The sequence below is a fragment of the Tessaracoccus flavescens genome (genome assembly GCF_001998865.1).
In the GTDB taxonomy this organism is placed as follows: domain Bacteria; phylum Actinomycetota; class Actinomycetes; order Propionibacteriales; family Propionibacteriaceae; genus Arachnia; species Arachnia flavescens.
The window spans coordinates 1,186,533-1,209,665 of the sequence record NZ_CP019607.1 but is presented as its reverse complement, the minus strand read 5'-3'; the positions used below and the strand labels follow the sequence as shown (position 1 = coordinate 1,209,665).

General features: G+C 67.2%; 27 protein-coding genes and 1 tRNA gene. 12 read left to right on the top strand and 16 right to left on the bottom strand.

Features of this window, described 5'->3' with window-relative positions; translation table 11 throughout:
* Positions 1-314: 314 nt before the first annotated feature.
* Positions 315-1,613 carry an IS256 family transposase gene (locus tag BW733_RS05880; RefSeq protein ID WP_077348779.1) on the top strand — a complete coding sequence of 433 codons (1,299 nt, stop codon included), beginning with the start codon at positions 315-317 and terminating at the stop codon, positions 1,611-1,613.
* Here BW733_RS05880 and BW733_RS19270 read toward each other — a convergent pair.
* Together BW733_RS19270 and BW733_RS19265 are read right to left on the bottom strand one after the other, a co-directional pair.
* On the bottom strand, positions 1,552-1,905 hold the full coding sequence (locus tag BW733_RS19270; RefSeq protein WP_237268320.1) for a hypothetical protein: 354 nt from the start codon (positions 1,903-1,905) through the stop codon (positions 1,552-1,554). The two genes, BW733_RS05880 and BW733_RS19270, sit on opposite strands and share 62 nt — an antisense overlap.
* On the bottom strand, positions 1,893-2,402 hold the full coding sequence (locus BW733_RS19265; RefSeq protein ID WP_237268319.1) for an MBL fold metallo-hydrolase: 510 nt from the start codon (positions 2,400-2,402) through the stop codon (positions 1,893-1,895). The genes BW733_RS19270 and BW733_RS19265 overlap by 13 nt, the downstream gene beginning before the upstream one ends.
* A gap of 515 nt (positions 2,403-2,917) precedes the next feature.
* Between BW733_RS19265 and BW733_RS05870 the strand changes: the two genes are divergently transcribed.
* The 4 genes from BW733_RS05870 to BW733_RS17780 all read left to right on the top strand — a co-directional run bounded on the left by BW733_RS05870 (position 2,918) and on the right by BW733_RS17780 (position 4,355).
* Complete coding sequence (locus BW733_RS05870) at positions 2,918-3,325, top strand: HIT family protein (protein ID WP_077348777.1); 408 nt, start codon at positions 2,918-2,920, stop codon at positions 3,323-3,325.
* A 78-nt stretch (positions 3,326-3,403) separates the two neighbouring features.
* Entirely contained in the window at positions 3,404-3,790 is a 387-nt protein-coding gene (locus BW733_RS05865) for a hypothetical protein (protein WP_077348775.1), read from the top strand.
* Between the two features lie 8 nt (positions 3,791-3,798).
* Positions 3,799-4,002 (top strand): hypothetical protein, encoded by a 204-nt coding sequence (locus tag BW733_RS19260; protein WP_077348773.1) that lies wholly within the window; start codon positions 3,799-3,801, stop codon positions 4,000-4,002.
* Positions 3,945-4,355, top strand: a complete 411-nt coding sequence (locus BW733_RS17780) for a phosphotransferase (protein WP_237268318.1) — start codon at positions 3,945-3,947, stop codon at positions 4,353-4,355. Before BW733_RS19260 ends, BW733_RS17780 begins: the two co-directional genes overlap by 58 nt.
* Positions 4,356-4,564: 209 nt before the next feature.
* On the opposite strand, the gene BW733_RS05850 is transcribed toward BW733_RS17780, so the two are convergent.
* On the bottom strand, positions 4,565-5,677 hold the full coding sequence (locus BW733_RS05850) for an Ltp family lipoprotein (RefSeq protein ID WP_161490145.1): 1,113 nt from the start codon (positions 5,675-5,677) through the stop codon (positions 4,565-4,567).
* Between the two features lie 217 nt (positions 5,678-5,894).
* Complete coding sequence (locus BW733_RS05845; RefSeq protein ID WP_237268317.1) at positions 5,895-6,839, bottom strand: sugar phosphate isomerase/epimerase family protein; 945 nt, start codon at positions 6,837-6,839, stop codon at positions 5,895-5,897.
* A gap of 53 nt (positions 6,840-6,892) precedes the next feature.
* On the opposite strand from BW733_RS05845, the gene BW733_RS05840 reads away from it, so the two are divergent.
* Both BW733_RS05840 and BW733_RS05835 read left to right on the top strand, forming a co-directional pair.
* On the top strand, positions 6,893-7,147 hold the full coding sequence (locus BW733_RS05840; RefSeq protein ID WP_077348765.1) for a toprim domain-containing protein: 255 nt from the start codon (positions 6,893-6,895) through the stop codon (positions 7,145-7,147).
* 227 nt (positions 7,148-7,374) lie between these two features.
* Complete coding sequence (locus BW733_RS05835; protein ID WP_077348763.1) at positions 7,375-7,554, top strand: hypothetical protein; 180 nt, start codon at positions 7,375-7,377, stop codon at positions 7,552-7,554.
* A 242-nt stretch (positions 7,555-7,796) separates the two neighbouring features.
* On the opposite strand, the gene BW733_RS05830 is transcribed toward BW733_RS05835, so the two are convergent.
* The 4 genes from BW733_RS05830 to BW733_RS05815 all read right to left on the bottom strand — a co-directional run bounded on the left by BW733_RS05830 (position 7,797) and on the right by BW733_RS05815 (position 11,484).
* Positions 7,797-8,708, bottom strand: coding sequence for a nucleotidyl transferase AbiEii/AbiGii toxin family protein (locus BW733_RS05830; RefSeq protein ID WP_077348761.1), 912 nt, complete (start codon positions 8,706-8,708; stop codon positions 7,797-7,799).
* A complete protein-coding gene (locus BW733_RS05825; protein ID WP_077348759.1) occupies positions 8,701-9,783 on the bottom strand; it encodes a type IV toxin-antitoxin system AbiEi family antitoxin domain-containing protein in 1,083 nt (360 codons plus the stop codon). The genes BW733_RS05830 and BW733_RS05825 overlap by 8 nt, the downstream gene beginning before the upstream one ends.
* An 83-nt stretch (positions 9,784-9,866) precedes the next feature.
* The gene (locus BW733_RS18215; protein ID WP_161490144.1) at positions 9,867-10,298 is read right to left on the bottom strand and encodes a hypothetical protein; all 432 of its coding nucleotides are present in this window, start codon (positions 10,296-10,298) and stop codon (positions 9,867-9,869) included.
* A gap of 421 nt (positions 10,299-10,719) precedes the next feature.
* Positions 10,720-11,484, bottom strand: coding sequence for a YwiC-like family protein (locus tag BW733_RS05815; RefSeq protein WP_152024585.1), 765 nt, complete (start codon positions 11,482-11,484; stop codon positions 10,720-10,722).
* A 62-nt stretch (positions 11,485-11,546) separates the two neighbouring features.
* On the opposite strand from BW733_RS05815, the gene BW733_RS05810 reads away from it, so the two are divergent.
* Positions 11,547-12,503 carry a squalene cyclase gene (locus tag BW733_RS05810; RefSeq protein WP_077348752.1) on the top strand — a complete coding sequence of 319 codons (957 nt, stop codon included), beginning with the start codon at positions 11,547-11,549 and terminating at the stop codon, positions 12,501-12,503.
* A 455-nt stretch (positions 12,504-12,958) separates the two neighbouring features.
* Here the strand turns inward: BW733_RS05810 and upp are convergent, their stop codons facing one another.
* Positions 12,959-13,618, bottom strand: coding sequence for a uracil phosphoribosyltransferase (upp, locus tag BW733_RS05805; protein ID WP_179947140.1), 660 nt, complete (start codon positions 13,616-13,618; stop codon positions 12,959-12,961).
* A 60-nt stretch (positions 13,619-13,678) separates the two neighbouring features.
* On the opposite strand from upp, the gene BW733_RS05800 reads away from it, so the two are divergent.
* Positions 13,679-14,287: a tRNA adenosine deaminase-associated protein gene (locus BW733_RS05800; RefSeq protein ID WP_077348748.1), complete on the top strand. Its 609-nt coding sequence runs from the start codon at positions 13,679-13,681 to the stop codon at positions 14,285-14,287.
* A 32-nt stretch (positions 14,288-14,319) separates the two neighbouring features.
* Entirely contained in the window at positions 14,320-14,751 is a 432-nt protein-coding gene (gene tadA, locus BW733_RS05795; protein WP_077352765.1) for a tRNA adenosine(34) deaminase TadA, read from the top strand.
* 150 nt (positions 14,752-14,901) lie between these two features.
* On the opposite strand, the gene BW733_RS05790 is transcribed toward tadA, so the two are convergent.
* The 3 genes from BW733_RS05790 to BW733_RS05780 form a co-directional block, all read right to left on the bottom strand.
* Positions 14,902-15,753: a formylglycine-generating enzyme family protein gene (locus tag BW733_RS05790; RefSeq protein WP_077352763.1), complete on the bottom strand. Its 852-nt coding sequence runs from the start codon at positions 15,751-15,753 to the stop codon at positions 14,902-14,904.
* A 150-nt stretch (positions 15,754-15,903) separates the two neighbouring features.
* A complete protein-coding gene (locus BW733_RS05785; protein WP_077348746.1) occupies positions 15,904-17,079 on the bottom strand; it encodes an MFS transporter in 1,176 nt (391 codons plus the stop codon).
* Positions 17,080-17,836: 757 nt separating this feature from the next.
* Positions 17,837-19,111, bottom strand: a complete 1,275-nt coding sequence (locus BW733_RS05780; RefSeq protein ID WP_202970180.1) for an integrase catalytic domain-containing protein — start codon at positions 19,109-19,111, stop codon at positions 17,837-17,839.
* Positions 19,112-19,233: 122 nt separating this feature from the next.
* On the opposite strand from BW733_RS05780, the gene BW733_RS05775 reads away from it, so the two are divergent.
* Positions 19,234-19,321: transfer RNA gene (locus tag BW733_RS05775), tRNA-Ser, on the top strand.
* Positions 19,322-19,525: 204 nt separating this feature from the next.
* Here the strand turns inward: BW733_RS05775 and BW733_RS18210 are convergent.
* Genes BW733_RS18210 through BW733_RS05760 form a run of 4 tightly spaced genes read right to left on the bottom strand, consistent with a single transcriptional unit; the run spans position 19,526 to position 21,108 of the window.
* The gene (locus BW733_RS18210) at positions 19,526-19,681 is read right to left on the bottom strand and encodes a hypothetical protein (RefSeq protein WP_161490143.1); all 156 of its coding nucleotides are present in this window, start codon (positions 19,679-19,681) and stop codon (positions 19,526-19,528) included.
* A 6-nt stretch (positions 19,682-19,687) separates the two neighbouring features.
* Positions 19,688-20,236, bottom strand: coding sequence for a phosphatase PAP2 family protein (locus BW733_RS05770; protein ID WP_077348743.1), 549 nt, complete (start codon positions 20,234-20,236; stop codon positions 19,688-19,690).
* 10 nt (positions 20,237-20,246) lie between these two features.
* Positions 20,247-20,780: a LytR C-terminal domain-containing protein gene (locus tag BW733_RS05765; RefSeq protein WP_077348741.1), complete on the bottom strand. Its 534-nt coding sequence runs from the start codon at positions 20,778-20,780 to the stop codon at positions 20,247-20,249.
* A gap of 34 nt (positions 20,781-20,814) precedes the next feature.
* A complete protein-coding gene (locus BW733_RS05760) occupies positions 20,815-21,108 on the bottom strand; it encodes a type II toxin-antitoxin system VapB family antitoxin (protein WP_077348738.1) in 294 nt (97 codons plus the stop codon).
* 121 nt (positions 21,109-21,229) lie between these two features.
* Here BW733_RS05760 and BW733_RS05755 point away from each other — a divergent pair, with 121 nt between their 5' ends.
* Positions 21,230-22,882 carry a helicase HerA-like domain-containing protein gene (locus BW733_RS05755; RefSeq protein ID WP_237268315.1) on the top strand — a complete coding sequence of 551 codons (1,653 nt, stop codon included), beginning with the start codon at positions 21,230-21,232 and terminating at the stop codon, positions 22,880-22,882.
* The last annotated feature ends 251 nt before the right edge of the window (positions 22,883-23,133 follow it).

Below are 23,133 nucleotides of genomic sequence, written 5' to 3'. Positions count from 1 at the left end.
CGGGGAGGGACGACCCGCGCCTCAGCCCCTGGGCGGCTGAGGTGCGCGCGTGGCCCCAGGGTTACCTTGCACTGTGAGGGCCGCTCAGGTCGTGTCGATTCGGCGGCCTCTCCTTCCCTCTCCGGCGTCGTCTCGCCACGACGTCGACCCAGCTCTGGTCGCCGAAGAGTTCGTTGGCGGAGGAATGATCAAATCCTGTGGATGGTCCCCGGGGCTGGGGTGCGAGGGACGCACCTTCTCGGGGATGATCTTTCAGTAACAGAGATTCTGATCATGGGCCGACGTTGGAAGCGTTGGTCCGGGAAGGTGCGTCCATGTCCAATGTAGTTCCCGAGGGCTGGGAGGCCAACCAGGGGCAGCCGACCGAGGCTCGAGAGGGAGACGGGCCGGTGCTTGATGAGATCGTGCGTGATGGTGCCCGGCGGATGCTGGCTGCGGCGTTGCAGGCCGAGGTCGACGCTTACATCGAGCAGTTCCAGGCGGAGGTGGACGAGCAGGGCCGCCGGCTGGTGGTGCGCAACGGCTACCACGCCCAGCGGCTGGTGACCACCGCCGCTGGCGCGGTCGAGGTCCGCCAGCCCAGGGTCAACGATAAGCGCGTCGATGAGGCCACCGGTAAGCGGGCAAGGTTCGCTTCGGCGATCCTGCCCAGGTGGGCGCGCAAATCGGCCCAGGTCGCCGAGGTGCTGCCGCTGTTGTATCTGCACGGCCTGTCGAGCAATGACTTCGCCCCCGCGTTGGAGCAGTTCCTGGGCACCGGCAAGGGCCTCTCGCCGGCGGTGATCACCCGGTTGACCAGGCAGTGGCAAGACGAGGCCCGGGCCTTCAACGAACGGTCCCTGGCGGGGTCGGACTACGTCTACATGTGGGTCGATGGGATCCACCTGAAGGTCCGTCTGGACCAGGACAAGGTCTGCCTGCTCGTCATGATCGGCGTCCGCTCTGATGGCCGCAAGGAGCTGATCGCCCTGGCCGACGGGTTCCGGGAATCCTCGGAGTCGTGGGCGGACCTGCTGCGGGACTGCAAACGCCGCGGCATGACCGCCCCCACCCTGGCCATCGGTGACGGGGCGCTCGGGTTCTGGAAGGCCGTCAGGGACGTGTTCCCGGCCACGAAGGAGCAACGGTGCTGGTGGCACAAGACCGGCAACGTGCTGGCCGCGCTGCCGAAGTCTGCCCAGCCGGGTGCGTTGGCCGCGATCCGGGAGATATGGCAGGCCGAAGACAAGCCCCACGCCAAGGCCGCTGTGAAGGCGTTCGCCGCCGCTTACGGCACCAAGTGGCCCAAGGCGGCTGCCAAGATCGTCGACGACACCGACGTGCTGCTGGCGTTCTTCGACTACCCCGCCGAGCACTGGGTCCATCTACGTACCACGAACCCGATCGAGTCGACATTCGCGACCGTCAGGCTCCGTCAGCGGGTCACGAAAGGCCCAGGCAGCCGGGCCGCTGGGATCGCGATGGCGTTCAAGCTGATGCAATCCGCGCAGAACAGGTGGCGAGCGATCCGGGCACCCCACCTCGTAGCCAAAGTCCGAGCAGGCGCCACCTTCAAAGACGGCAAACTCGTCGAACCAGACCCCTCCGACCAAGCCATCCAGCAGGCTGCCTGAGAAGGCTCATCCACAGGATTTGACAATACCTCTCGTTGGCGTCGGTGATGTAGCGTGCCCACGCGTGCGGGTCGCGCACCAGTGCGCCGCGGATGGTGAGGATGTTGTGCTGGACGTGGGTGGCGTTCTCGGCCATGCACAGCGCGCGGAAGTCGGGCAGCAGGAAGTGGAACTCGGCCGGTGCCTCCGAGTCGGGCGCGACCTGGAAGATCATCTTGACGCCGTCGACGATGAGCTCGTCACCGGTCTCCGAGATGATGACCGTCGGTGGGATGAGGGTCACCGAACCCACGGACGTCGTCTGGCCGAGTCCGGCGCCGACCTGGCCGCGTGGGCCTCGCTCGAGCGAGGCGCCGTGACCGGGCGGTCGCCGCGGTGCTCCCGGTACAGGCCCATCGCAGCCGCCGCGGTCTCGCTTGAGATCAGCGGATCGACGACGATCACGCCACGCTCACCCTCGATGACCGTCATCACCGAAAGGTCGAGACCCCGGATCTGGTAGATGCCCGGGACCACCTCGAACAGGCCCTGGATGATGTTGAGCTTCGACTGCCGCCACAGGCTCGGGTTCACCGTGTCCGGCGCCTCACCGTCGAGGAAGGCGTAGGAGTCGTTGTCCCAGGCCACCCGACCGTCGGCGGCCTTCACCACGGCAGGGGAGAGGGCCGCGATGAACCCACGGTGGGCGTCCTCGAAGTCCTGCTCGTCCGCGAAGGGCAGGGTCTCGGTGAGTTGCCTGTGTTGCGCGATGACCGCGTCGGTCGCGGGTCGACTGGTGTTGGTGGTCATGTTCATGCCTCGTTTCCGTTCGGGGCCAGGCTCGCGCTGGGGCGAGGCGGCCGGCTTTCTGGCCGCTTCGTCGCGCGGTGAACCGGCTCGCGGCGTTCGATGGACCGGTGACCGGACAGACGCAGTGGGCGGTGCCCTGCCGCGATGCGGAGGGTGCCGCTTGCCGACGGTTCGGTCAGCCCGCGGTCGCAGAAGTTCATACAGCCCGCCCATTCAGGTCGCGGGCACGATCGAGCCCGCGACGCTCACGATTCGACTCCCAGCGTTCCGCGAACGCGACCTCCGCCCATGCCCCTCAGCGGGTGGTCCTCCGGAATCGGGTCGACCACCGGGTGCCGCGCCTCAGAGGGACGACATCAGCGCCGGTTCGGATCTGGGACCGTCGGCAGCGCCCGAGCAACGCCCTTTTGGTGCAGCCGCCAACGGGCCGTGGTCGAACCGGACCTCTTCGTCGTTCGTCATCGCACCTGGCCATAGACTGCCGGGAGATCCCACTGCTACTGATCGGCACGGCCATGACCGACATCATCTGCGACATCGTCGCCGGGCGGCTCGACGCCGAGGTCGTCTGGCGCGACGAGACGGTCATCGCCTTCCTCGACCACCGGCCGGTGTTCAAGGGCCACGTGCTGCTGGCCCCCGTCGAGCACGTCGCGACGCTGACCGACGCCCCCGCTGAGCTGATCGCCCCGCTGTTCCTCCAGGTGCAACGCTTCGCCGACGCGATGGTCGCCGGCCTCGCCGCCGACGGGAGCTTCACCGCCGTCAACACGGTCGTCAGCCAGTCGGTGCCCCACCTGCACGTCCACGTCGTGCCGCGTCGCCGCAAGGACGGACTGCGCGGCTTCTTCTGGCCGAGGACGAAGTACGCGGACGGCGAGGCCGCCGAGTACGCGGAACGCCTGCGGTCGGGGCTCGGCTGAACGCAGCCAGGGGCAACCTAGGGGCTTGCGGCAGGCGTTCGGCGCTGGTGGACTTGCCCGATCTCGGATGGGAGAGACATGACACGCGCACGATTCGACGACCTTCCCGCATGGCTGAAGGCGTGGGTGGCCGAGCGGCTCGGGTCCCCCGTCGTCAGCGCGACCTCGCAGCCGGGAGGCTACTCGCCAGGCACGGCCGACCGGCTCGTCTGCGCCGACGGGACGAGGGGCTTCCTCAAGGCGGTGCATCCGTCACACAATCCCGAGTCGCCCGACATCCACCGCGCGGAGTTGGCGAACCTGCGCTCCATGCCCGACGGGATTCCGGTGCCGCGACTGATCGCGGGCCTCGACGAACAGGACTGGGTGGTGCTCTCCTCATCGAGGATGTGGAGGGGCGCCAACCGACGGTCCCCTGGCGCGCTGACGAACTCGACGCCGCCCTCGTGGCCCTTCGCCGTCTGAGCAGCGCAATGACCCCGAGCCACCTCGATGCACCGTCTGCCTACGACTCCCTGTGGCGGCTGTTCGGCATCGTGCGCGCATGGGCCGACGGTGCCGAACCGGTTCCCGACGACCTCGATCCGTGGTTCCGGGACCGGCTTGTGGCCTTCGCCGGGTGGGTCGACCGCTCCATGGCAGAGGTCGACGGCGACACACAGTCCACGGCGATCTGAGGGCGGACAACCTCCTTGTCCGGCCGGACGGAGAGGTCGTCGTCATCGACTGGCCCTGGGCCTTCAGGGGTGCCCAATGGATCGACGCCGCCCTGCTCCTGATCGAGGTGGCCACGAGTCACCTGCAGGACACGACCTCCCCGGACCCGACGGCGGTGCTCGAGCGCGTGATGGCCGACTTCCACGTGGACCGCGACACCGTGCTCGGCCTGATGCTCGGAGCGCTCGGCTTCTTCAGCAACGTCAGCCGCCGCCCCGATCCACCGGGTCTGCCGACGCTTCGGGCCTTCCAGAGGCTCCAGGCCGACGCGCTGCTCGCGTGGCTGAAGCGAGAACTGGATCACGTGGGTTGAGGCCGGATGGTGACCCGCGAGCCCGGAAGTGAGACGACGCGGTACGGGAGGAGCCGGTCTCTACTCGCCCTGTGACTCGACGTTCAGGGTGCGACCGTCTTTGCGCCGTGCTCCGAGTCGGACGTGCCGGGGCCTCAGAGAGTCGCCGGTCCTGAAGGTCAAGCGCAGAATGCCCGCCTCCATCCGGGAGACGGGCATTCGCGGTTGGGTCAGAGTCCGACGGCCGTTGCGCCGTACTCGGCCTGGGCAGGTGTGAAGAGGTCATAGATCAGTTGGTCGATCATTTCGGCCCTCGTCAAGGCGTCGTCGTAGTCGAGATACTCCTGCGCCGCGCGTGCGGCCTGGGCATTCCAGTTGGCCTTCTGCGCGTCAGTCCCGTACGTGGCATCGCTGGTGCTGAAGCCCTCGAACTCGAGCTGATCGATCAAACCAGCCCTCGAGAACGCACCCATCTTGAGGTAGCCCTTGCCGACGAGGACAGCCTGCGCCTTCCAATCGGCCTTGAGTGAGTCCACCGCGTAGGTGGAGTCAGCGGTGCTGAAACCCTCGTACTCCAACTGGTCGATGAGACCGACACGTGAGAAGGCGGAGTGGCTCATGTAGCTCTTGGCCATCCGCACTGCCTGCGCCCTCCAGTCGACCTTGAGCGAGTCGACAGCGTAGGTGGAGTCAGCGGTGCTGTACCCCTCGTACTCAAGCTGATCGATCAGCCCAGACCTCGAGAAGGCCATGACATTCAGGTAATCCCGTGCCTCCTTGATCGCCTGTTCCCGCTTCGTCGATGTCGTCGGCTTGGGCGTCGTCGGCTTCGCGGCGCCGAAGTTGGCCGACCCGGGCGTCAGGCGGACGATGTTGTTGAAGGTCCACTGGTTGATGGCCTTGTAGGCCGATCCGCTGCGGGTGTAGACGGTGCTGTAGATGAAGCTGCGGCAGCCGTCGCGGCCGGTGACGGCGGTGCCGCATTCGGTCTTCCACTGGCGTCCGGCCTCGGTCCAGGTGCCGGGGTTTGCCAGGGGGTTGCTGCCCCAGAGTGAGTGCTTGACGGGCTTGTAGGTGAGGTTGTTGAAGGCCCAGCCGTTGGTCTGGGTGAAGCGGCCCTTGGTGAGGGTGATCTGGGTGGCCCAGATCTCGGTGCGGCAGCGCTCGATGGTGGAGGAGTATTTGCTGCAGACGGTCTTCCACTGTCGTCCGTTGACGGTGTGGGTGCCAGGGGTCGTGTAGACGTCAATGTCTGCCGCAGCCTGGGTGGTGGCAAAGCCTGGAAGCAGAGTGCCTGCCACCATCATGATCAGCGCGAGAATGCTGGCCCGGGTCTTGTTCATCGGTGTGTCCCTTTCGACGCTCATTGTCGATGTCGGGAGACAGTAACAGCGCGCCATCCGCGGGCGCATCCCGACGGGTCAGACCGAGATTCTGTGCCGAAAATCCATTCCTTTGTGGGCGGAATCTCACCCATAGGCGCGATTTCGGGACGCGTTCGACGAACCAGGGGCGCGACGAGCGGGCGGATCCGGGGATCCGCCCGCCGTCGCTCTCCCATTACTTCGTCGAGAACGCCGCGTCGAAGGCCGCCTCAGGCGGATCGAACGCGAAGCTCCTGACGAATTCCAATGCCTCGGGTGCTCCCACGAGGCGGTCCATTCCGGCGTCCTCCCACTCGACCGACAGCGGGCCCTGATAACCGATGGCGTTCAGCATCCGGAACGCGTCCTCCCACGGCACGTCCCCGTGGCCGGTCGAGATGAAGTCCCAGCCGCGACGCGGATCGGCCCACGCCAGGTGCGACGACAGCCGACCGTTGCGGCCGTTGACCATCCGCTTCTTCGTGTCCTTGCAGTGCACGTGGTAGATCCGGTCCTTGAAGTCCCACAGGAAGCCGACCGGGTCGAGGTCCTGCCACACCATGTGGCTGGGGTCCCAGTTCAGGCCGAACGCCTCCCGGTGGCCGATCGCCTCGAGGGTGCGCACCGTCGTCCAGTAGTCGTAGGCGATTTCGGACGGGTGGACCTCGTGCGCGAACCGGACGCCCACCTCGTCGAACTTGTCGAGGATCGGGTTCCAGCGATCGGCGAAGTCCTGGTAGCCGGCGTCGACGAGTTCCTGCGACGCGGGCGGGAACATCGCGACGTACTTCCAGATCGACGACCCGGTGAAGCCGGTCACCGTCTTCGCGCCGAGCTTCGCCGCGAGCCTGGCCGTGTGCTTCATCTCCTCCGCGGCGCGCTGCCGCACGCCCTCGGGGTCGCCGTCGCCCCACACGACGTCGGGCAGCATGTCGCGATGCCGCTGGTCGATCGGGTCGTCGCACACGGCCTGGCCCTTGAGGTGGTTCGAGATGGTGAACACCTGCAGGCCGTTGCGTTCGAGCACCTCCTTCTTGCCCGCGATGTAGTCGTCGTCCTCCCACCGCCACGGGTCGAGGTGGTCACCCCAGCACGCGATCTCGAGACCGTCATATCCCCAGTCGCCGGCGAGCTTGGCCACCTCCTCGAACGGCAGGTCGGCCCACTGCGCTGCCCGTCAGGGTCGAGGGCCCTATGGATGCGATCGCCGTCAGCCTCGCAGGCGAAGGCAAGGCCGTCGGCGTCGCACCGCTGGGGACCGCGCTCACCGTCGCCCAGGGCCAGCTGATCGCGGACTGCGCCCCCTCCGGTGTGGTCCTCAGCCCCACCGACCACGACAACGCTGGGCAGAAGGCCGCAGCCCGCGACTACAGCCTCTATACCCAACTCGGTCTCGACCCGCGAGAGCTGGTGCTGGTCAACCGGGGTGACTATCGAGAGGTTCGCTGACGGTTCGCTGACCCGCGCCGAAATCCCCGATGTCGCACCCCTCGGCCAACCTGGCCGCACTACCCGTGCTCTGCCGGACTGCACCACCGTCTACAGCAGCGCCTACCAGACGAGGTACTCGGGCTGCACTGCATACAAGTCCTGGTTCACCCGCGCGCTCAGTTACAAAGGTCAACGTCACGCAGAACAAGGGCGGAGCTGGCACGATCACTGCCTACCACGGCCCGATGTGCACCGGCGTCGGAGGCGTCACCTCTCAGGTGCTTGAACGGATCAACAGCGCCAAGGTCCGGCGCACCTGCCATTTCAAGATCGACGTGGGGACTGGTGCAACCAGCGCATACTGGCTTAAGACCAACCAGGGAACGGGCACCAGCCTGACCCTTACGAGCGGAATGCAAGGCTGAAGCCAGAGAGAGGAACGACATGTTGGGGACCTGGGAGATCGCGGTCCTGGTCGGCGAGGTCGCCGTGATCGCGCTGATCGTTGTGGCCATCGTCATCAACCGTCGCGCCTGATCAATCGCCAAAAGCCGCAACTGGGTCGGACCGTTCATGAACGGTCCGACCCAGTTGTCGTTGTAAGCCTCATATGCGCGACGTCGGCGAGGCGGCCCGACTCGCCCTACAACAGCCTCTACCGATCGGCTTAGCTGTCGAACCAGGCCATCTCCTGCGACTGCCATGTCTTCCCGACGGTCATTCCGTCAAGGCACGGGTCGATCAACCTGGCGACGAGCTTCTCTGCGGCGGTGATGTCCGTGTATTCCTCACACGCTGGAACGCTCGCGGCCATCTGTGCGTACCTGGCCTTCCAGGAGGCCACAGGCACGCGGAAGGCGGTCAATGGACCGATCCCACGACGGCGCGCTTCACCCTCGATGGCCATGGCCAGGAGCCTGCCGTCGACGTCAAACGTGCGGGCTAGCACGACCAGGTCCACGAGGTCTTTCGTCCTGCTGGACTGACGCCCGTTGTAGAGCTGCAGCGTGGCGCAAACCTTGTCAGCGACCTGGTCGACCAACGGGATGACCCGGTAGGGGTGGCTTGTCAGCCGAGGTAGGTCGAGTGCATTCTTGGGAACTTCCATCTCGACAGGTCCGACGATGCCCTTCGAGCTGACCAGGTCGACGTGTAGCGGCCCGCGGGGGGTCACTCCGAGGTAGACGTCGAAGGTCACCCGGCAGCCCTCGGCATACGGGTTCTGCTCTCCCTGAAGGATGGGCTGCGACTTCTTGAACTCGAACCGGAAGTGGTCGCCCAGATCGACCGCAGCAAGACGGCGAAGATCTTCCAGCGCCTGTTCGAGGGAGTATCCCTCTTGGAAGAGGTCAAGGTCTGTCGTTGCTCTAGCAGTTGGGACGCGGGCGAGCATCCCTGCGCCGCCCTTCAGGATCCACTGCGACTCATCACCTTCGGAGAACACTCGACTCAGGAACCGGCGGTGTACTTCCTCCTCGACGAGCATCTGCACACTGCGACCGGTGCGCTTTGCATGTGCGCGCGCAGCCAGTGTGATCGCGTGCGCGACGCCCTTGGAATTGGGATAGTGGTCACTCATCACCTGTCGTCTCGCTCTCGCTTGCTGGCCCAGTCATGCTACGAGGATCGTTGTCGTGTGGGATCAGCTCGGGGCCGGGTAGACCGAGCTGAGGCGTCGCTCCGAGAAGACCCCGAGCCCGGCGAGCTGCGGGCGTCTCTCCGAGAAGATATTGAGGCGTCTCTCTGAGAAGATCCCCAAGCCCGGCGCGCTGAAGCGTCTCTCCGAGAAGATCTTGAGGCGTCTCTGTGAGAAGATCCCCAAGCCCGGCGAGCTGAAGCGTCTCTCCGAGCAAGACCCTCTCGATGAGCACTGGCCGGATCGCCTCAAGCAATGCGAGATGCTCCGCCCGTAGTGTCGCCGCGTAGCCCGCCAGTCCCAACTTCATGAGTTCCTCTTGCAGCGCGGGGCGGGTGGACATGCGCCGGATCATCTCGCCTGCCTCGGCGGCGTCGATCTGAGCCGTCTCCGCGAGCTTGTCGTAGAGTCCTTGGGCGTCACCCGTGGGCAGTCCGTTGCGGGCGGCCAGCGGGGCCAGGAGCGCCATAAGGCGCTCCTGGTCGAGGTCGCGCCGACTGACAGCGTCACGCAGGGTGTCAGCGACGAGGCTGAAGTCGATGTTGCTTTCGAGGAGGTCTGCGATGGTGCGTTCCATCGTCATGACGGGCAGCCCCTCGGCCAGGGTGACGTCGACGGGGTCGAGTTCTCGTTGCCTGTAACGGATATCGCTGCGCTGAGTCTGCCGCCGCTGTGGGGCGACGAACTCGTGTCGGTGGGCCCGGTGGTCGCCGATTCCGTTGAGGAGAGCCGCAGACTCGCCAGCGACCGTGACATCGCCGCCTCGGCGGTCCCTCGCTTCCGCAAGAAGCTTCGGGCTTGTGCTGAGCCATGCTGCGCGCAGCTCGCTCCAGCGGTCGTCTGGGGTACCGCTGTCGCGGTAGACACCATGTGCGAGGCGTTCGAGGTGCCCGGCATCGACCATCCGCGCCAAGTCGACTCGGGAGACGCCAAGCGTCTTCGCCTGGGCGGTCGTGATCATCCCCCACTGTGTGGAGGTGACCTCGGCTAGCCGTCTGAGCTTCTCCGCTAGGTTCATACTTGGATTGTATCTGCCTGGGAGATACAATCCAAGCTTACGGGCTCGATTCTGTGTTACAAAGCAAGTGGTCGGTGGGCTGGTTAGGTTTGCTCAGGCAGGGCTGATGTTGCGGTGCGATGCCGGTCGCTGATGTCCCTGATGCGGTGTTGCAGGGAGGCGAATGCCTCGTGCCAGCGGACCCACGCGAACGATGCGTTGCCTTCACCAATCACTGAGCAGTACGCCACGTAGAGTGCCTTGAATTCTTCTTGCAGGCCGGTGTTGGTGCTGAGTTCCTCGAGGAGGGTTTCGCGTAGGTAGTACGTGACGAACAGCCAGTCGAGCCATTCGGTGAAGTCGTCGAACTTGCCCGGTGCCTTGAGGCTGTTGTCCGTGTCGTCCTGTCCGCCTGCAGTTGGGCCTTGCCCTTGCCCTTCCAGGAAGGTGAGTCTTTGGTGGAGCTGGCCAATGAGTCCCTTGATCGTTTTGATCTCGCTGGCGATCTGCATACCCAGCTCGTCGGTGAGGGTCATGTCTGGCCTGGGCTGGTTCGGGGGTGTCGGGGTCTGAGTATCGGAGTCGTCGCCTGGTGACGTCATGAGTTCGTTCCTTTTCCGGTGATGCGCCGGACCTTGGTCTGGGAGTTTGGAGGACCGCTTGGGCCTGACCGCGGCGCGGCTGTCTTCTTCTCTCAGGGGCATGTCGTGAGTCCTCTCGGGTGGCTGGTGAGGTGGTGTGGGTTAGCAGGCAGTGCACTTCGCCGGGGAACACTTCCAGGTCCACGCCATCGAGGGCCTTCGCGCTGGGGAAATGCTTGACGATCCCGCTCATTCTTGGCAGGGCCGAATTTGTATCACCATCGACCATAAACGGACGCTACCACGCTGGTCAGCCCAGCGGAATGGTCTTTTCCGCATCGTTATCAGGTCGCGATGCAGGTGAGCGAGGCTGTGCTCAGGCGAACAACACGAGCGCGAGGAGGAGCACCGAGTTCACGATCTCGACGGCGCCGATCACGCCCGGCTTCCTCCGCGCCCTCGGCATCCACCATGCGCGGACCACCAGCAGGAGCGCCCACGGGGTCCACCACCAGGTCAGCCAGCCGGCGGCGACGGCGCCGACGATCAACACCGCGAGCACCGCGTGGTAGGCGATGCAGCGGGGCGCCGAGCGTGGGTCGTTGCGTTCGCGGATCAGCGCCTTGACGTGCAGCACCGTCCCGATGAAGTACAGCGTGACGACGGCCATCACCGCCCACTCGCGCCATTCCAGCGCCGGGGCCCCCGGCCAGAGCCGCAGCACGCCCATCAGGCCGGACGACGCCACGATGGTCAGCACCCCGGAGAGCAGGCTGCGCTCCCGTTTGCTTGCCGCCAGCCAGAGCGAGGTGCCGAGCACGACGGCGTAGGGCGGCACCCACCACAGCAGCGGCCAGCCCTTGAAGACGAGGGTGACGAGGCCGAACGCGCTCGCGGCCCCCGTGTAGGTCGCCAGCGGAACGTAGTAGCGGGCGCGCCGCTTGGCGGGCGACTTGAGGGTCAGCGTCGCGGCGTTGAAGGCGAAGTAACCGACCAGCCAGGTGAGACCGAGGAACAGGTCGCCGAGGTCGAGCTGGCGGTGCGGGGCTGCGAGCGCGAGGCCCGTGAGATAGGGCACGACGATCATCGCCCATGCCCCGTGCTGCTGCGGAACCCAACCAGAGTTCTTCGTACCGGCCACGTGGCCACGCTATCCGAGGCGTTGTCGGCCGGACCGTCGGCCCCTGTGTTTACGCTTCCTCCATGAACGACGACGTCCATGAGTGGCTGCTCGACTCCGATCCGGCGCTGCGCTGGCAGGTCGAGCGCGACCTGCTGCGCCGTCCCGAGGATCAATGGCAGCGCACGCGCGCACGGGTCGCGACCGAGGGCTTCGGCGCGCGGCTGCTCGCCCTCCAGGACCCGGACGGACAATGGGCGGGCGGAGCGTTCTTCCCGGCCGGCTTCGAGTTCGAGAATCCGGAGCCTGGCCAGCCGTGGACGGCGACCACGTGGTCGCTGAACCTTCTGCGCGAGTTCGGCCTCGACCCTTCGGTGCTCGGGGACACGGGAGACAGGATCGAGCGCAACTCGCGGTGGGAGTACGACGATCTTCCCTACTGGGACGGCGAGGTCGACGTCTGCATCAACGCGTTCACCCTCGCCAACGGGGCGTGGCTGGGTCGCGACATGTCCGGCCTGCGCGACTGGTTCCCCGCTCACCAGCTTGACGACGGCGGCTGGAACTGCGAGTGGGTGGAGGGCGCGACCCGTTCGTCGGTCGTCTCGACGCTCAACGGCGTGAAGGGCATGCTCGACCACGAGATCAGGACCGGCGACGACACCCTCCGGCAGGCGCGTCAGCGCGGTCAGGAGTATCTGCTCGAGCGTCGGCTGCTGTGGCGGCTCTCCGACGGCGAACCGATCGGGCCGTGGGTCGACAAGTTCGCCTGGCCGTTCAGGTCGTTCTACAACGCGCTGACGGCGCTCGACCACTTCCGGGCCGCCTCCCTGCACGACGGCGTCGCGCCCGATCCGCGCCTGGCGGACGCCGTCGACGTGGTGCGGGCGGCGCGGCAGAGCGACGGCACCTGGCTGCAGGCACGCAGGCATCCGGGCGCGGTGTGGTTCGAGGTCGACGTCGACGGAGGCGAGCCGTCGAAGTGGGTCACCTTCCACGCCCTGCGGGTCCTCGGCTGGTGGGACGCGCCGTCGGTCTAGGCATACCTGGTCGTCAGGGCGGTTCTGGGTGACGCAAAGTCGCGGACCGGCGTCCGAGAGGCCCGGGGTGAACCGTCGCCTGTGGTAGACCCCGCGGTTGGGCAGGCTGCGGCGGATTGGCCTAGGTCGCCCGGGATGTCCTGTGCTGTCGGGGTTGGCGTGCACAGATCTACGAGGAGCGCGACTCGTGCCTCTATTGGCGGCGATCTCGCTCACCGTAGAACTGTGCTCGGGAGCTGCGCTAGGCGAGGTTCTGGGTTGCGGTGGCCTCGGGCGGCGACCGGGCTGAGTTGCAGTGGCAGCGGGACCTACCGACGTGGCCCTGGATGTCAGGGGGTGGCGTGCACAGATCTACGAGGAGCGCGACTCGTGCCTCTATTGGCACCTGTCTCGCTCACCGTAGAACTGTGCGCGGGAGCCGCGTCGGCTCACGGCACAGGCCGACCTGCGGGCTGCTACTGGGCCAGGCCGTAGAGGCGGTCGCCGGCGTCGCCGAGCCCGGGCACGATGTAGCCGTTCTCGTCGAGCTTCTCGTCGACGGCAGCGACGACGAGGCTGCACGGAACCTTGAGGTCGGACAGCAGGCCCTGCAGCTTCTCGATGCCCTCGGGGGCGGCGAGCAGGCAGATGCAGGTGATGTCGTCGGCGCCGCGGTCGACCAGGAACTGCACCGCCCCGCCGAGCGAGCCGCCCGTGGCGAGCATCGGGTCGAGGACGTAGCACTGGCGCCCGGACAGGTCCTGCGGGAGGCGCTCGGCGTAGGTCATGGGCTGGAGCGTCTCCTCGTCGCGGATCATGCCGAGGAAGCCGACCTCTGCCGTCGGGACGAGGCGGAGCATGCCGTCGAGCATGCCGAGGCCAGCGCGGAGAATGGGGACGACCAGCGGGGCCGGGTTCGCGAGGCGGGTGCCCTTCGTCATCGTGATCGGGGTCTCGATGTCGACCTCGTTGACGCGCACTCCGAACGTCGCCTCGTAGGCGAGGAGGGTGACCAGTTCGTCGACCAGCTTCCGGAAATTCGGCTGCGGGGTCGTCTTGCTGCGCAGCAGCGAGAGCTTGTGATCGACGAGGGGATGCTGAACGACGCGTACTTCCACGGACCAACTGTCCCACATCCGGCGCCGGTAGTGACCGGAAGGGGGTAGGAGGTGTGTCTTCCGGGCAGGCGTGCAAGGATGGGAACTCACGTGTGGTCGCGTTGGAAGGAGAGAGCCGTGGACGTGTTCGACGACGACGCGGAGCCGTTCGATCTGAAGGACGACGCCGACAGCGACGAGGACGACTACGACGACGATCTTGAGGACGCCTCGGAGGACGATGTCGACCTGGTCGTTGCCCTCTACCGTGAGGACGGCAAGCCGACCATCGTGCCTATGGACTTCGACCTGGCCAACGACCTCGACGAGCTGATCCGCCAGCTGAACCGCCTTCCCGGCGACTCCGGCGCCGACGGCTGGGTCTCCATCAACGGCGAGTTCTTCGTGATCTGCCGGGTGCGCGGACGCTCCGTCGAGGTGCTGCTCTCGGACGTGACCGCCGCCAACGACTGGCCGATCGCCCGCGACGTGGTCGACTACCTCGGTGTCGAGCTTCCCGACGAGGACGACGAGCCGGCCCCGCTCGGCGACATGGAGATGTACGCCGCGAGCGGCCTGCGCGCCTTCGAACTCGAGGCGATCACCACCGACTACGACGAGGACTCCGACGAGCTGCTCGGCCGGATCGCCGAGCGACTCAAGGTCGGCGACGAGTTCGAGCGGGCCGCCGAGGCCTTCGACGACTAGGAGCGGCGGTGGCCACCCGTTGGCACCCCGCGATGCGCCTCGCCCTTGAGGAGGCCGAGGCTGCCGCACGCCATGACGACGTCCCGATCGGCGCCGTCGTGCTCGACCCGTCCGGCGTCGTCATCGCCCGCGCGAGCAACGAACGCGAACTGCACGCAGATCCGACGGCGCACGCCGAGGTGGTCGCGATCCGCCGCGCCGCGGAGGCCGTCGGGGAGTGGAGGCTGACCGACTGCACGCTCGTGGTCACGCTCGAGCCGTGCACGATGTGCGCAGGCGCGATCGTCAGTTCCCGGATCGGCCACCTGGTCTTCGGCGCCTACGACGAGAAGGCGGGGGCCGTCGCCTCGCTGTGGGACGTCGTGCGGGACCCTCGCCTGAACCACCGCCCGAAGGTGACCACCGGTGTCCTGGCCGAGGAGTCGACGGCGCTGCTCGACGCGTTCTTCGCCGCTCGCCGGTAGGCGGTCAAGCGCTGCCACGCGTCGGGGCCGAAGACGAGTGGCCCCCCACGGGGAGGTTGCGTCTCGGCAACCGGAACCGGCGACTCTCGGCGGCATGCAGGTCACGATCCGAAGCCCGGCAGCAGGGGCGTCAGGAACGGTGGGCGTCCGTCAACCGAGCGCGCGGACCGTGCGGAAGCCGACGTTGCCCGACGCCGAGTCGGCGGTGTTCGACGTCCGCGCCGAGTTGCGGTAGCGGTTGCAGTACGAGATGTGGCAGAGGTAGCTGCCGCCGCGCATCACGCGGCTGACCGCCGGGTCGGACTTGTCCGAGCCGGCCCGCCACACGTCCGAGCACCATTCCCAGACGTTGCCGACCGTCTGCCACAGCCCGAACCCGTTCGGTTCGAAGCTGTGCACCGGTGCGGTGGTCAGGAATCCGTCCTCGACTGTGTTGACGGCGGGGAAGCGGCCCTGCCAGATGTTGGCGCGCCAGCCGCGCTCGTCGACCTCCTCGTCGCCCCACGGGTACTTCTTCGACGCGAGGCCGCCGCGGGAGGCGTACTCCCACTCAGCCTCAGTGGGGAGCCGACGACCGGCGTAGGCGGCAGCGTCGGCCCAGCTCACCTGGACGACGGGGTGGTCGCCGATTCCCTCGAGCGCGGATTCCGGCCCGGCCGGGTGCCGCCAGTCGGCGCCGCGGACGGCCAACCACCAGGGGGTGCCGGGGACGGCGCCGAGCACGTCCTCGTCCCTGGCCCTGACGGCGAGGTGGAAGACGGCCGAGACGCCCAGGTCCTCGGCGTCGGTCACGTAGCCGGTGGCGTCGACGAAGGCCGCGAAGGCGTCGTTGGTGACGGAGGTGGCGTCGATCGCGAAGGGCTCGACCTCGACCTGGCGCACCGGCAGCTCGCCGTCGCTGCGGTTGGCGTCGCCGGAGGAGTCGCCCATCGCGAATGTGCCGCCGGGCAGCTCGACCTCTTCGGGAAGGTGGTCCGAGCGGCCGACGGGGCCGGCAGCCATCCGCGCCGTCCCGGGTGCGCGCTCCGCGAACGACGACACGTCACCGGAGCAGCAGGCGTGGGAGCCATGATCGTCAGCCACCGGTCGACCTCCTTCTCAGGGCATTGTCCCCAAGCCGTTCGGGCGTCGCACCGCCCGACCGGGTGCTGGTCAGAGGTCGTCCTCGATCGGCAGCTTCATGTCGGGCTGGGCCTTCCGGAACACGGCCGACACCACGACGGCGAGCGCGCAGATCGCGACGCTGACCAGGATGCCGCCGTGGCCGCCCTGCGCGTCGATGGCGATGCCTGCCAGTGCCGACCCGATGGAGGTGCCGATCAACTGGCCGGTGCCGATCCAGCCGAACGCCTCGGCGGTGTCGGAGAGGTCGACGGCGCGGGCGATCACCGAGGACACCGCGGCCAGCGCCGGGGCGATGCCGAGGCCGGCGACGAACAGCGCGATGGAGAGTCCGACGAAGCCCGACGTCGCCGTCGCGACCGCGAAACCGCTGACGACCACCAGCAGTCGCAGAGTGAGCGACCAACGGGTGAGCTGACGGTTCCCGGCGAGCAGGCCGCCGAGCAGGGATCCGATCGACGAGATGGCGAGCACGATGCCCGCGTTCACGGAACCCTCGCCGAACGTGGCGACGACCGCGGCCTCGATCGAGGCGAACGAGCCGATCATCAGCATCGAGGCGAACATCATCAGGACCACCGACGGGTTCTGCAGCACCCGTCCGAGCTTGCGCGTGGCTGCGGGGATCACGAGTCGGCGGACTCGCGGGGCGAGCGCGAACAGCAGCCCTCCGGCGACCTGGATCGCGACGACCACCAGCAGCGCCGTCGACGTGCCGAAGCCCGCGACGAGGAGGGTGATCAGGACCGGTCCGAACACCCAGATCAGTTCCTGCAGGGCTGCGTCGAGGTTGAACAGGGCGGTGAGCATCCGCTGCGGCGCCATGACGGGGTACAGGGTGCGGACGGCGGGGATGACCGGAGGCATCGCCGCGCCGCCGATCGCCGCGAGCGCGGCCTGGCCGGCGAGGGGGAGGTTCAGCGCCGCGAGCAGCCCGAAGGAGGCCGAGGAGATGACCAGCGTCACCACGAGGACCGGCATCGTCCCGAACCGGCTGAGCTGGCGCGAGACGATCGGCCCGGCGATGGCCATGCCGATCGAGAAGGCGGCAAGCACGATGCCTGCTGAGGTGTAGTTCCCCTGGGTGTGCTCGACGTGCATCAGGAGGCCAAGCGAGTACATGCCTGCGGGGAAGCGGGCGGCGAGCTGGGTCGCGATGACGAGAGCGAGACCGGGAATCTTCATCAAGGTCACGAAGTCACGCACCGGCACACTCTATGCCCCGGCCGCCAGCGGGGCCAGCGGGCGCAGTCCGGGTCGTTCCGGGCGTCGCAATGGCGGCTCGGTCCGAGCGGGATCGTCCGGCAGTTCCCCGGCACGAGGGTCCTCGATGGTGTGGACCTGGGGGGCTCCCCGCGACACCTCGTCTCCATCGTGACCATGTCGATGCTGTTGACCTGGGGGTGCCCCTCGGCTCCTCGGCCCCATCGTGACCCACTTCGATGCGGAGGGTGCTTGCGACCCGGTTGACGTGCACAGTTCTACGGTGAGCGCGGTTGGTGCCAATGGTGGCGTGTGTCTCGCTCCTTGTAGGTCTGTGCACGGGAGCGGGCCACGGGGGTCTCGCCCAGAGTGGCGGCTGCCTGTGCCGCTCAGTCGTCTGGGATTCGGTGCACGTGGCGACCCGACCGTCGGCGATGAGCGGGTTCACCGTCGAGGTCGCCCGCGACTAAAGCCCGTCGGGGGGACGTGCACAGTGCCACGGTGAGCGCGGTTGGTGCCGATAGTGGCGTATGTCACGCTCCTTGTAGGTCTGTGCACGGGAGTTGGCCGGGGGGTCTCAGCCGGAATGGGCTGCTGCCCTGGCCGCTCGGTCGGCTGGGGTTCTGCGAGCGCTCCCTGCGTCGCTCGGCCTCGGCCGATCAGTCGGAGGGGCAGAGCCAGCGGTCTGTGGCCGCGTCGACGTTGCGAGCGGGCCTGTGAACGAGCGCCAATGCTCGGGCGACGATCCCGTTGCCTCATGTCAAGATGCCCGCTTGGTTTGAGTCGTTGCCTCATCTGAAGATGCCCGCGTGATTTTGGTGCGGGAGAGGTAGACGTGGTTGCGTTTCGCGCGTCGCTGGACGGCTCCGCGGCGTTTGGCGAGGTCGAGCAGGTTGCCTTGGATCACAGCGATCTGGTCGCCGAGTTCGATGGGGTCGACGGTGTCGAGGCGGTCGTGGAGGGCAGCGTGCTCGGCTGGGGTGAGCGTGTCGGGGTGGTCGCGAAGGAGCCGGTCGGCTGGTGTGGTGGCGGTGTCGTGGCGTTTGGTGACTTTCGCGCCGGTGCGGGTTTTCGAGATCAGTTTCTGGCTGGGCATCAGCAGGTTGTTTCGGGTGTTCCAGGCGGGCCAGAGGTGGTTGAGGAGGTCAAGTTCGCGGGCGGTGTCGTAGCGCCAGTAGCCGACGGCGCGGCGCACGATCGACCAGTTCTTTTGCTCGATGTGGGCTTGGTCGTTGGAGTGGGAGGGCCGGCCGCGGGTGAAGGTGATCTGGCGCAGGTTGCAGTAGCGGGAGAGGTGGTGGTTGATGAACTCGGATCCGTTGTCGGAGTGGATTCCCAGGATCAGGAACGGGAACCGGCCGATGAGTTGGTCGAGGCCAGCGGCGACGATGCGTTCGCCTTTGGAGCGCACGGTGCAGGTTTCGGTCCAGCCGGTGGCGATGTCGGTGGCGTTGAGGCTGTAGTGGAAGGTGCCGTTGTTGTCGCCGCCTTCGTGGCCGACCAGGTCGATCTCGATGAACCCGGGTTCGGTGTCGTTCCACTCGGCCCAGGTCTTGAGCGGAATCGAGGACTTCAACAACGAGCCGGGTTTGGTGTGGGCGATGCCTTTGGCAGCGATCAGTCCGGTGCGGTAGGGCTGCAGGTGCCGGTCCATGGTGGCCGGTGACATGGCCAGGAGCTGGTCACGGACCTCGACGCTCATGTCGAGTCGGTCGAGGCGTTCCAGCGCGGCCAGCAACCGTGGCAAGGCGGCTGCGAGACGTTTCGAGGCGATCCCGTCGAGCATGGCCCAGCACCGCACCAATGCTTCGGTGACGTGTGTGTCGTAGCGCCTGATCGCCTCTCGGGGTTTGCGGGGCCCGGGCATCTGACCGGTCGCGGCGCGGCGCAGCATCTTGCGGGCATGATCGCGATGCCAGCCGGTGACCTGGACCACCGCGTCCAGAATCGCGGCCTTCTCCGCCTTGGTCGCCTTCGTCCATGCCTTCGCCTGGGCCGTGGTGATCGCTTTGCGCTGGGCCATCGTCAACTCCATCCTCGTAGCGTGCCGCTACGCGGGCATGTTGAGATGAGTCAACGAATCGACCTACGCGGGCATCTAGCGTGAGTCAACTCGACGATTGGTCAAACGGCAGGCGACTCGGTAAAATCGCTCTCGGTGATGTGACTGAGCGGCCGAAAGTGCTCGCCTCGAAAGCGAGAGTAGGGAAACCTACCGGGGGTTCAAATCCCTCCATCACCGCCAGAAGAAGCCCCGCAGCAGTGCGGGGCTTCTCTCATGCGTCCTCCCGTCCCGATGCGAGCCTCGGGGCCCCCGCCAGCCACGGCTCAGGCGTTGATCTGCTCATCACGACCATCCCGGCCGACTGCATCGCAACGTCCCGAGCCGGACCCGGGAGCATTCCTCAGGGCGGCGGCGAGGCGAGGTCACGGCAAACGCGGACCCGGGTCAGGCCGAGGCTGCAGAGCGTTTCTCGACCGCAGTGATCACCATCAGCGCGATCGACAGGAACGTCAGCGACAGCCCCATCCCGCCGACGAGGTCCGTCACGTAGTGCACGGCCAGGGCCATCCGCGCGAACGACACCAGCCACACCAGCGCCACCGCGGCCTACACCAGCCACGGGTGCACCCGGAACAGCGGCGCGAAGACGAGCCAGGCGCCGATCACAGCCGCCGTGATCGCGGCCGCATGCGATGAGGGGTAGGCGGAGCCGAACGCAGAGACGGCGGCGAGCCCCGGACGGGGACGGTCGACGAAGACCTTGATCGCCAGCGGCAACACGGAGGCGACCAACAGCATCACGCTCCACACGACGGTCGGCAGCCTCAGCGCCTCGCCCGGCGCGCCCTCTCGGCGCGGGACAACGAGGCAGGCAACGAGCAGCACCCCCGCGATGACCCGCAACGTGTCGGGGCTGAGGATCGCGCTGATCACGACCCACGTCGTCTTCCAGGCCGGGTTCGTCTCGCACAGCTCCCCGAAGAAGCGGGCGGGGACGAGGTCGAGCGCGATCGGAACCGGCTGGGCGGGACCCAGCAGGAAGGACACCGCGAGCAGGAGGACACCGACGCTCAGACAGATGCGCAGCGAGGAACGCTTGCTCCCATGCCACCTCTGAGTCTCGAAACCCCGAGAAGGCTCGCCGCGGCGTGACATGGGCGTGGCTTTACGGCTCTCGGCTCGGCTCGGGCGAGGGCTTGGGGGTCGGAGTCTTGGGCGGAACCACACAGACCTCGCCGCCCGCGATCTGAGAGATCGGGGTCTCGGCCATCTCAACGCCATCGGTGGGGAGGTAGACGTCGAAGGTGCCGTCGATGCGTCCGTCGTCCTGCACCTCGAACGTGTCGGGTGCGAACTGGAGCGTCAGCAGGCGGAGCTGGCCGCCGTGCTTCGTGTTGCCCTTGATCGTGACCTTCTTGTACTTCTCCTCGACGTTGTCGATCCGGATCACGTTGAAGGCCCGCGACTCGAGCGCGTCCCGGAGGCGGCCCGCCGCCCCGGTGGTGAAGCCGGCGTTGAAGATCCGCACGTAAACCGACTGTCCCGTCAGGGTCTCGACGGTCTGCGTCACGCACGGCGTCGGCGACGGCGACGGAATCGGTGCCGTCAAGGCCTTCCAGCCCCACAATGCGCCCCAAGCGAGCAGGCCGAGGAGCCCCAGCAGGATCAGTGGGGTAGCGATGAGCCTGAAAATGCGCACTCGTGCCGCCTTCGTCGGGGTTTGGGAGGAAACCTTAGTTCAATTCGAGCACCCGGGCGTGCATTGTCTGCCGCTGCTGCAGTGCAGCGCGCAGAGCACGGTGGAGCCCGTCCTCGAGATAAAGCTCACCCCTGTAGGCGACGACATGGGCGAACAGATCTCCGTAGAAGGTCGAATCCTCCTCGAGCAGCGCTTCCAGATCCAGGGTCCTCTTGGTGGTCGTGAGTTCGTCAAGGCGCACCTGGTGAGGTGCGATCGCGATCCACTGCTTCTGGGTGTAGCCGTGGTCCGGATAGGGGCGATTGTCGCCGACGCGCTTGAAGATCACGGCCCCACAGTACCCGCAACCGTTTGAGAGGTTGCCGTCGACCGGCAGAGTCACCCTGCCGGGCAGCCGGAAGTGAACGTGATCGCGGCGCTCCGGAGGCGGGATGTGGGAAGGTAGGCGCGTGAACGATGCAGCACATGTCGACCTCATCCGCGCGGGTTACACCTTCGACGTTCCGTCGGCCACCCTCGGTGTCCTGATCGCCGACGATCAGCCCGTCGTCGACGCCCCGATCCGCATTCCCCTTTCCATGTTCAACCGCCACGGACTCGTCGCCGGCGCCACCGGAACAGGCAAGACGGTGACCCTCCAGGTGATGGCTGAGGCGCTCAGCAGCGCCGGCGTGCCCGTCTTCGCGGCCGACATCAAGGGCGACCTCAGCGGCATGGCGACGGCAGCCCAGTCGGGCGAGAAGATCCTCGCCCGCGCCGCAGGCCAGGGCCAGCCGTGGGAACCGACGTCGTTCCCCACCGAGTTCTACGCCCTCGGCGGCGAGGGCATCGGCATCCCCGTCCGCGCCACCATCACGGCGTTCGGCCCGATCCTGCTGTCGAAGGTCCTCGACCTCAACCAGGTGCAGGAATCCTCCCTCGGTCTGGTGTTCCACTATGCGGACAAGGCCGGCCTCGCGCTGCTCGACCTGAAGGACCTGATCGAGCTGCTGAAGTACCTGACCTCCGACGAGGGCAAGGCCGAGCTGAAGGGCATCGGCGGGGTCAGCACCGCCACCGCCGGCGTCATCCTGCGCTCCCTGATCACGCTGGCCGACCAGGGTGCCGACGTGTTCTTCGGCGAGCCGGAGTTCGACCCGTCCGAGCTGATGCGGGTCGCGCCCGACGGTCGCGGTGTCGTCTCGCTGCTCCAGCTGCCGAGGCTCGCCTCGCGCCCCGCGCTGTTCTCGACGTTCCTGATGTGGCTGCTCGCCGACCTGTACAACGACCTGCCTGAGGTCGGCGACATCGACAAGCCGAAGCTGGTGTTCTTCTTCGACGAGGCCCACCTCCTGTTCAACGGCGCCTCCAAGGCCTTCCTCGACGCCATCACCCAGACGGTGCGGCTGATCCGCTCCAAGGGGATCGGCGTGTTCTTCGTCACCCAGACGCCGAAGGACGTGCCTGACGACGTGCTCGCCCAGCTCGGCTCGCGCGTGCAGCACCAGCTGCGCGCACACACGCCGAACGATGCGAAGGCGCTGAAGGCGACGGTGGCGACCTACCCGAACTCCGACTACGAGCTCGAGGAGTTGCTGCAGCAGCTGGGCATCGGCGAGGCCATCGTCACGGTGATGAGCGAGAAGGGCGCGCCGACGCCGGTCGCCTGGACGAAGATCTGGGCGCCGACCTCCCAGATGGGCCCGACGCCGGAGCCGCAGATGCAGGCCATCGTCGACGCGTCTCCGATGAAGGCCCGCTACGGCGAGGCGATCGACCGCGAGTCGGCCTACGAGCTGCTGACCAAGCGTCTCGCCGAGGGCGCCCGCATCGCCGAGGAGGAGCGCCTCGAGAAGGAGCGCGCCGAGCAGGCAGCGGCTGCCGAAAAGGAGGCCGCGCGGCTCGAGAAGGAGTTCGAGAAGCAGCAGCGCGACGCCGAGAAGGAGCGCGCCCGCCTCGAGCGCGAACAGCGCGCCCAGGAGGCGGCCCGCCGCAAGTGGGAGAAGGAGAACCCTTCGCTCATGGAGCAGGTCACCAAGTCGACGGTGTTCAAGGACCTGGTCCGCACCACCGGCCGCGAGATCATCCGCAGCATCTTCGGAACTGGCCGCCGCTCGCGCTGACGTCGAAACGCCCGTGACGCCGTCCGTTCCGGGAGGAGGAACGCTCGGCGGCGTACTCGTCCCTCCCGTTACTAGAGCGGGCCCACCCTGCGGAGCAGCGCCTGTTGTCCCTCCCCGGTCCCTCGGCAGGGCCGGGCACGGCGCGCGTTGTCCCTTCCGTTCCTTGAGCAGGGCCGCCCCGCAGAGCGGGATCGCCCGTTGTCGAAAGGTTCGTGACGATGCGCGGGGTCTTCGGTCGGGATTGCTTGTAG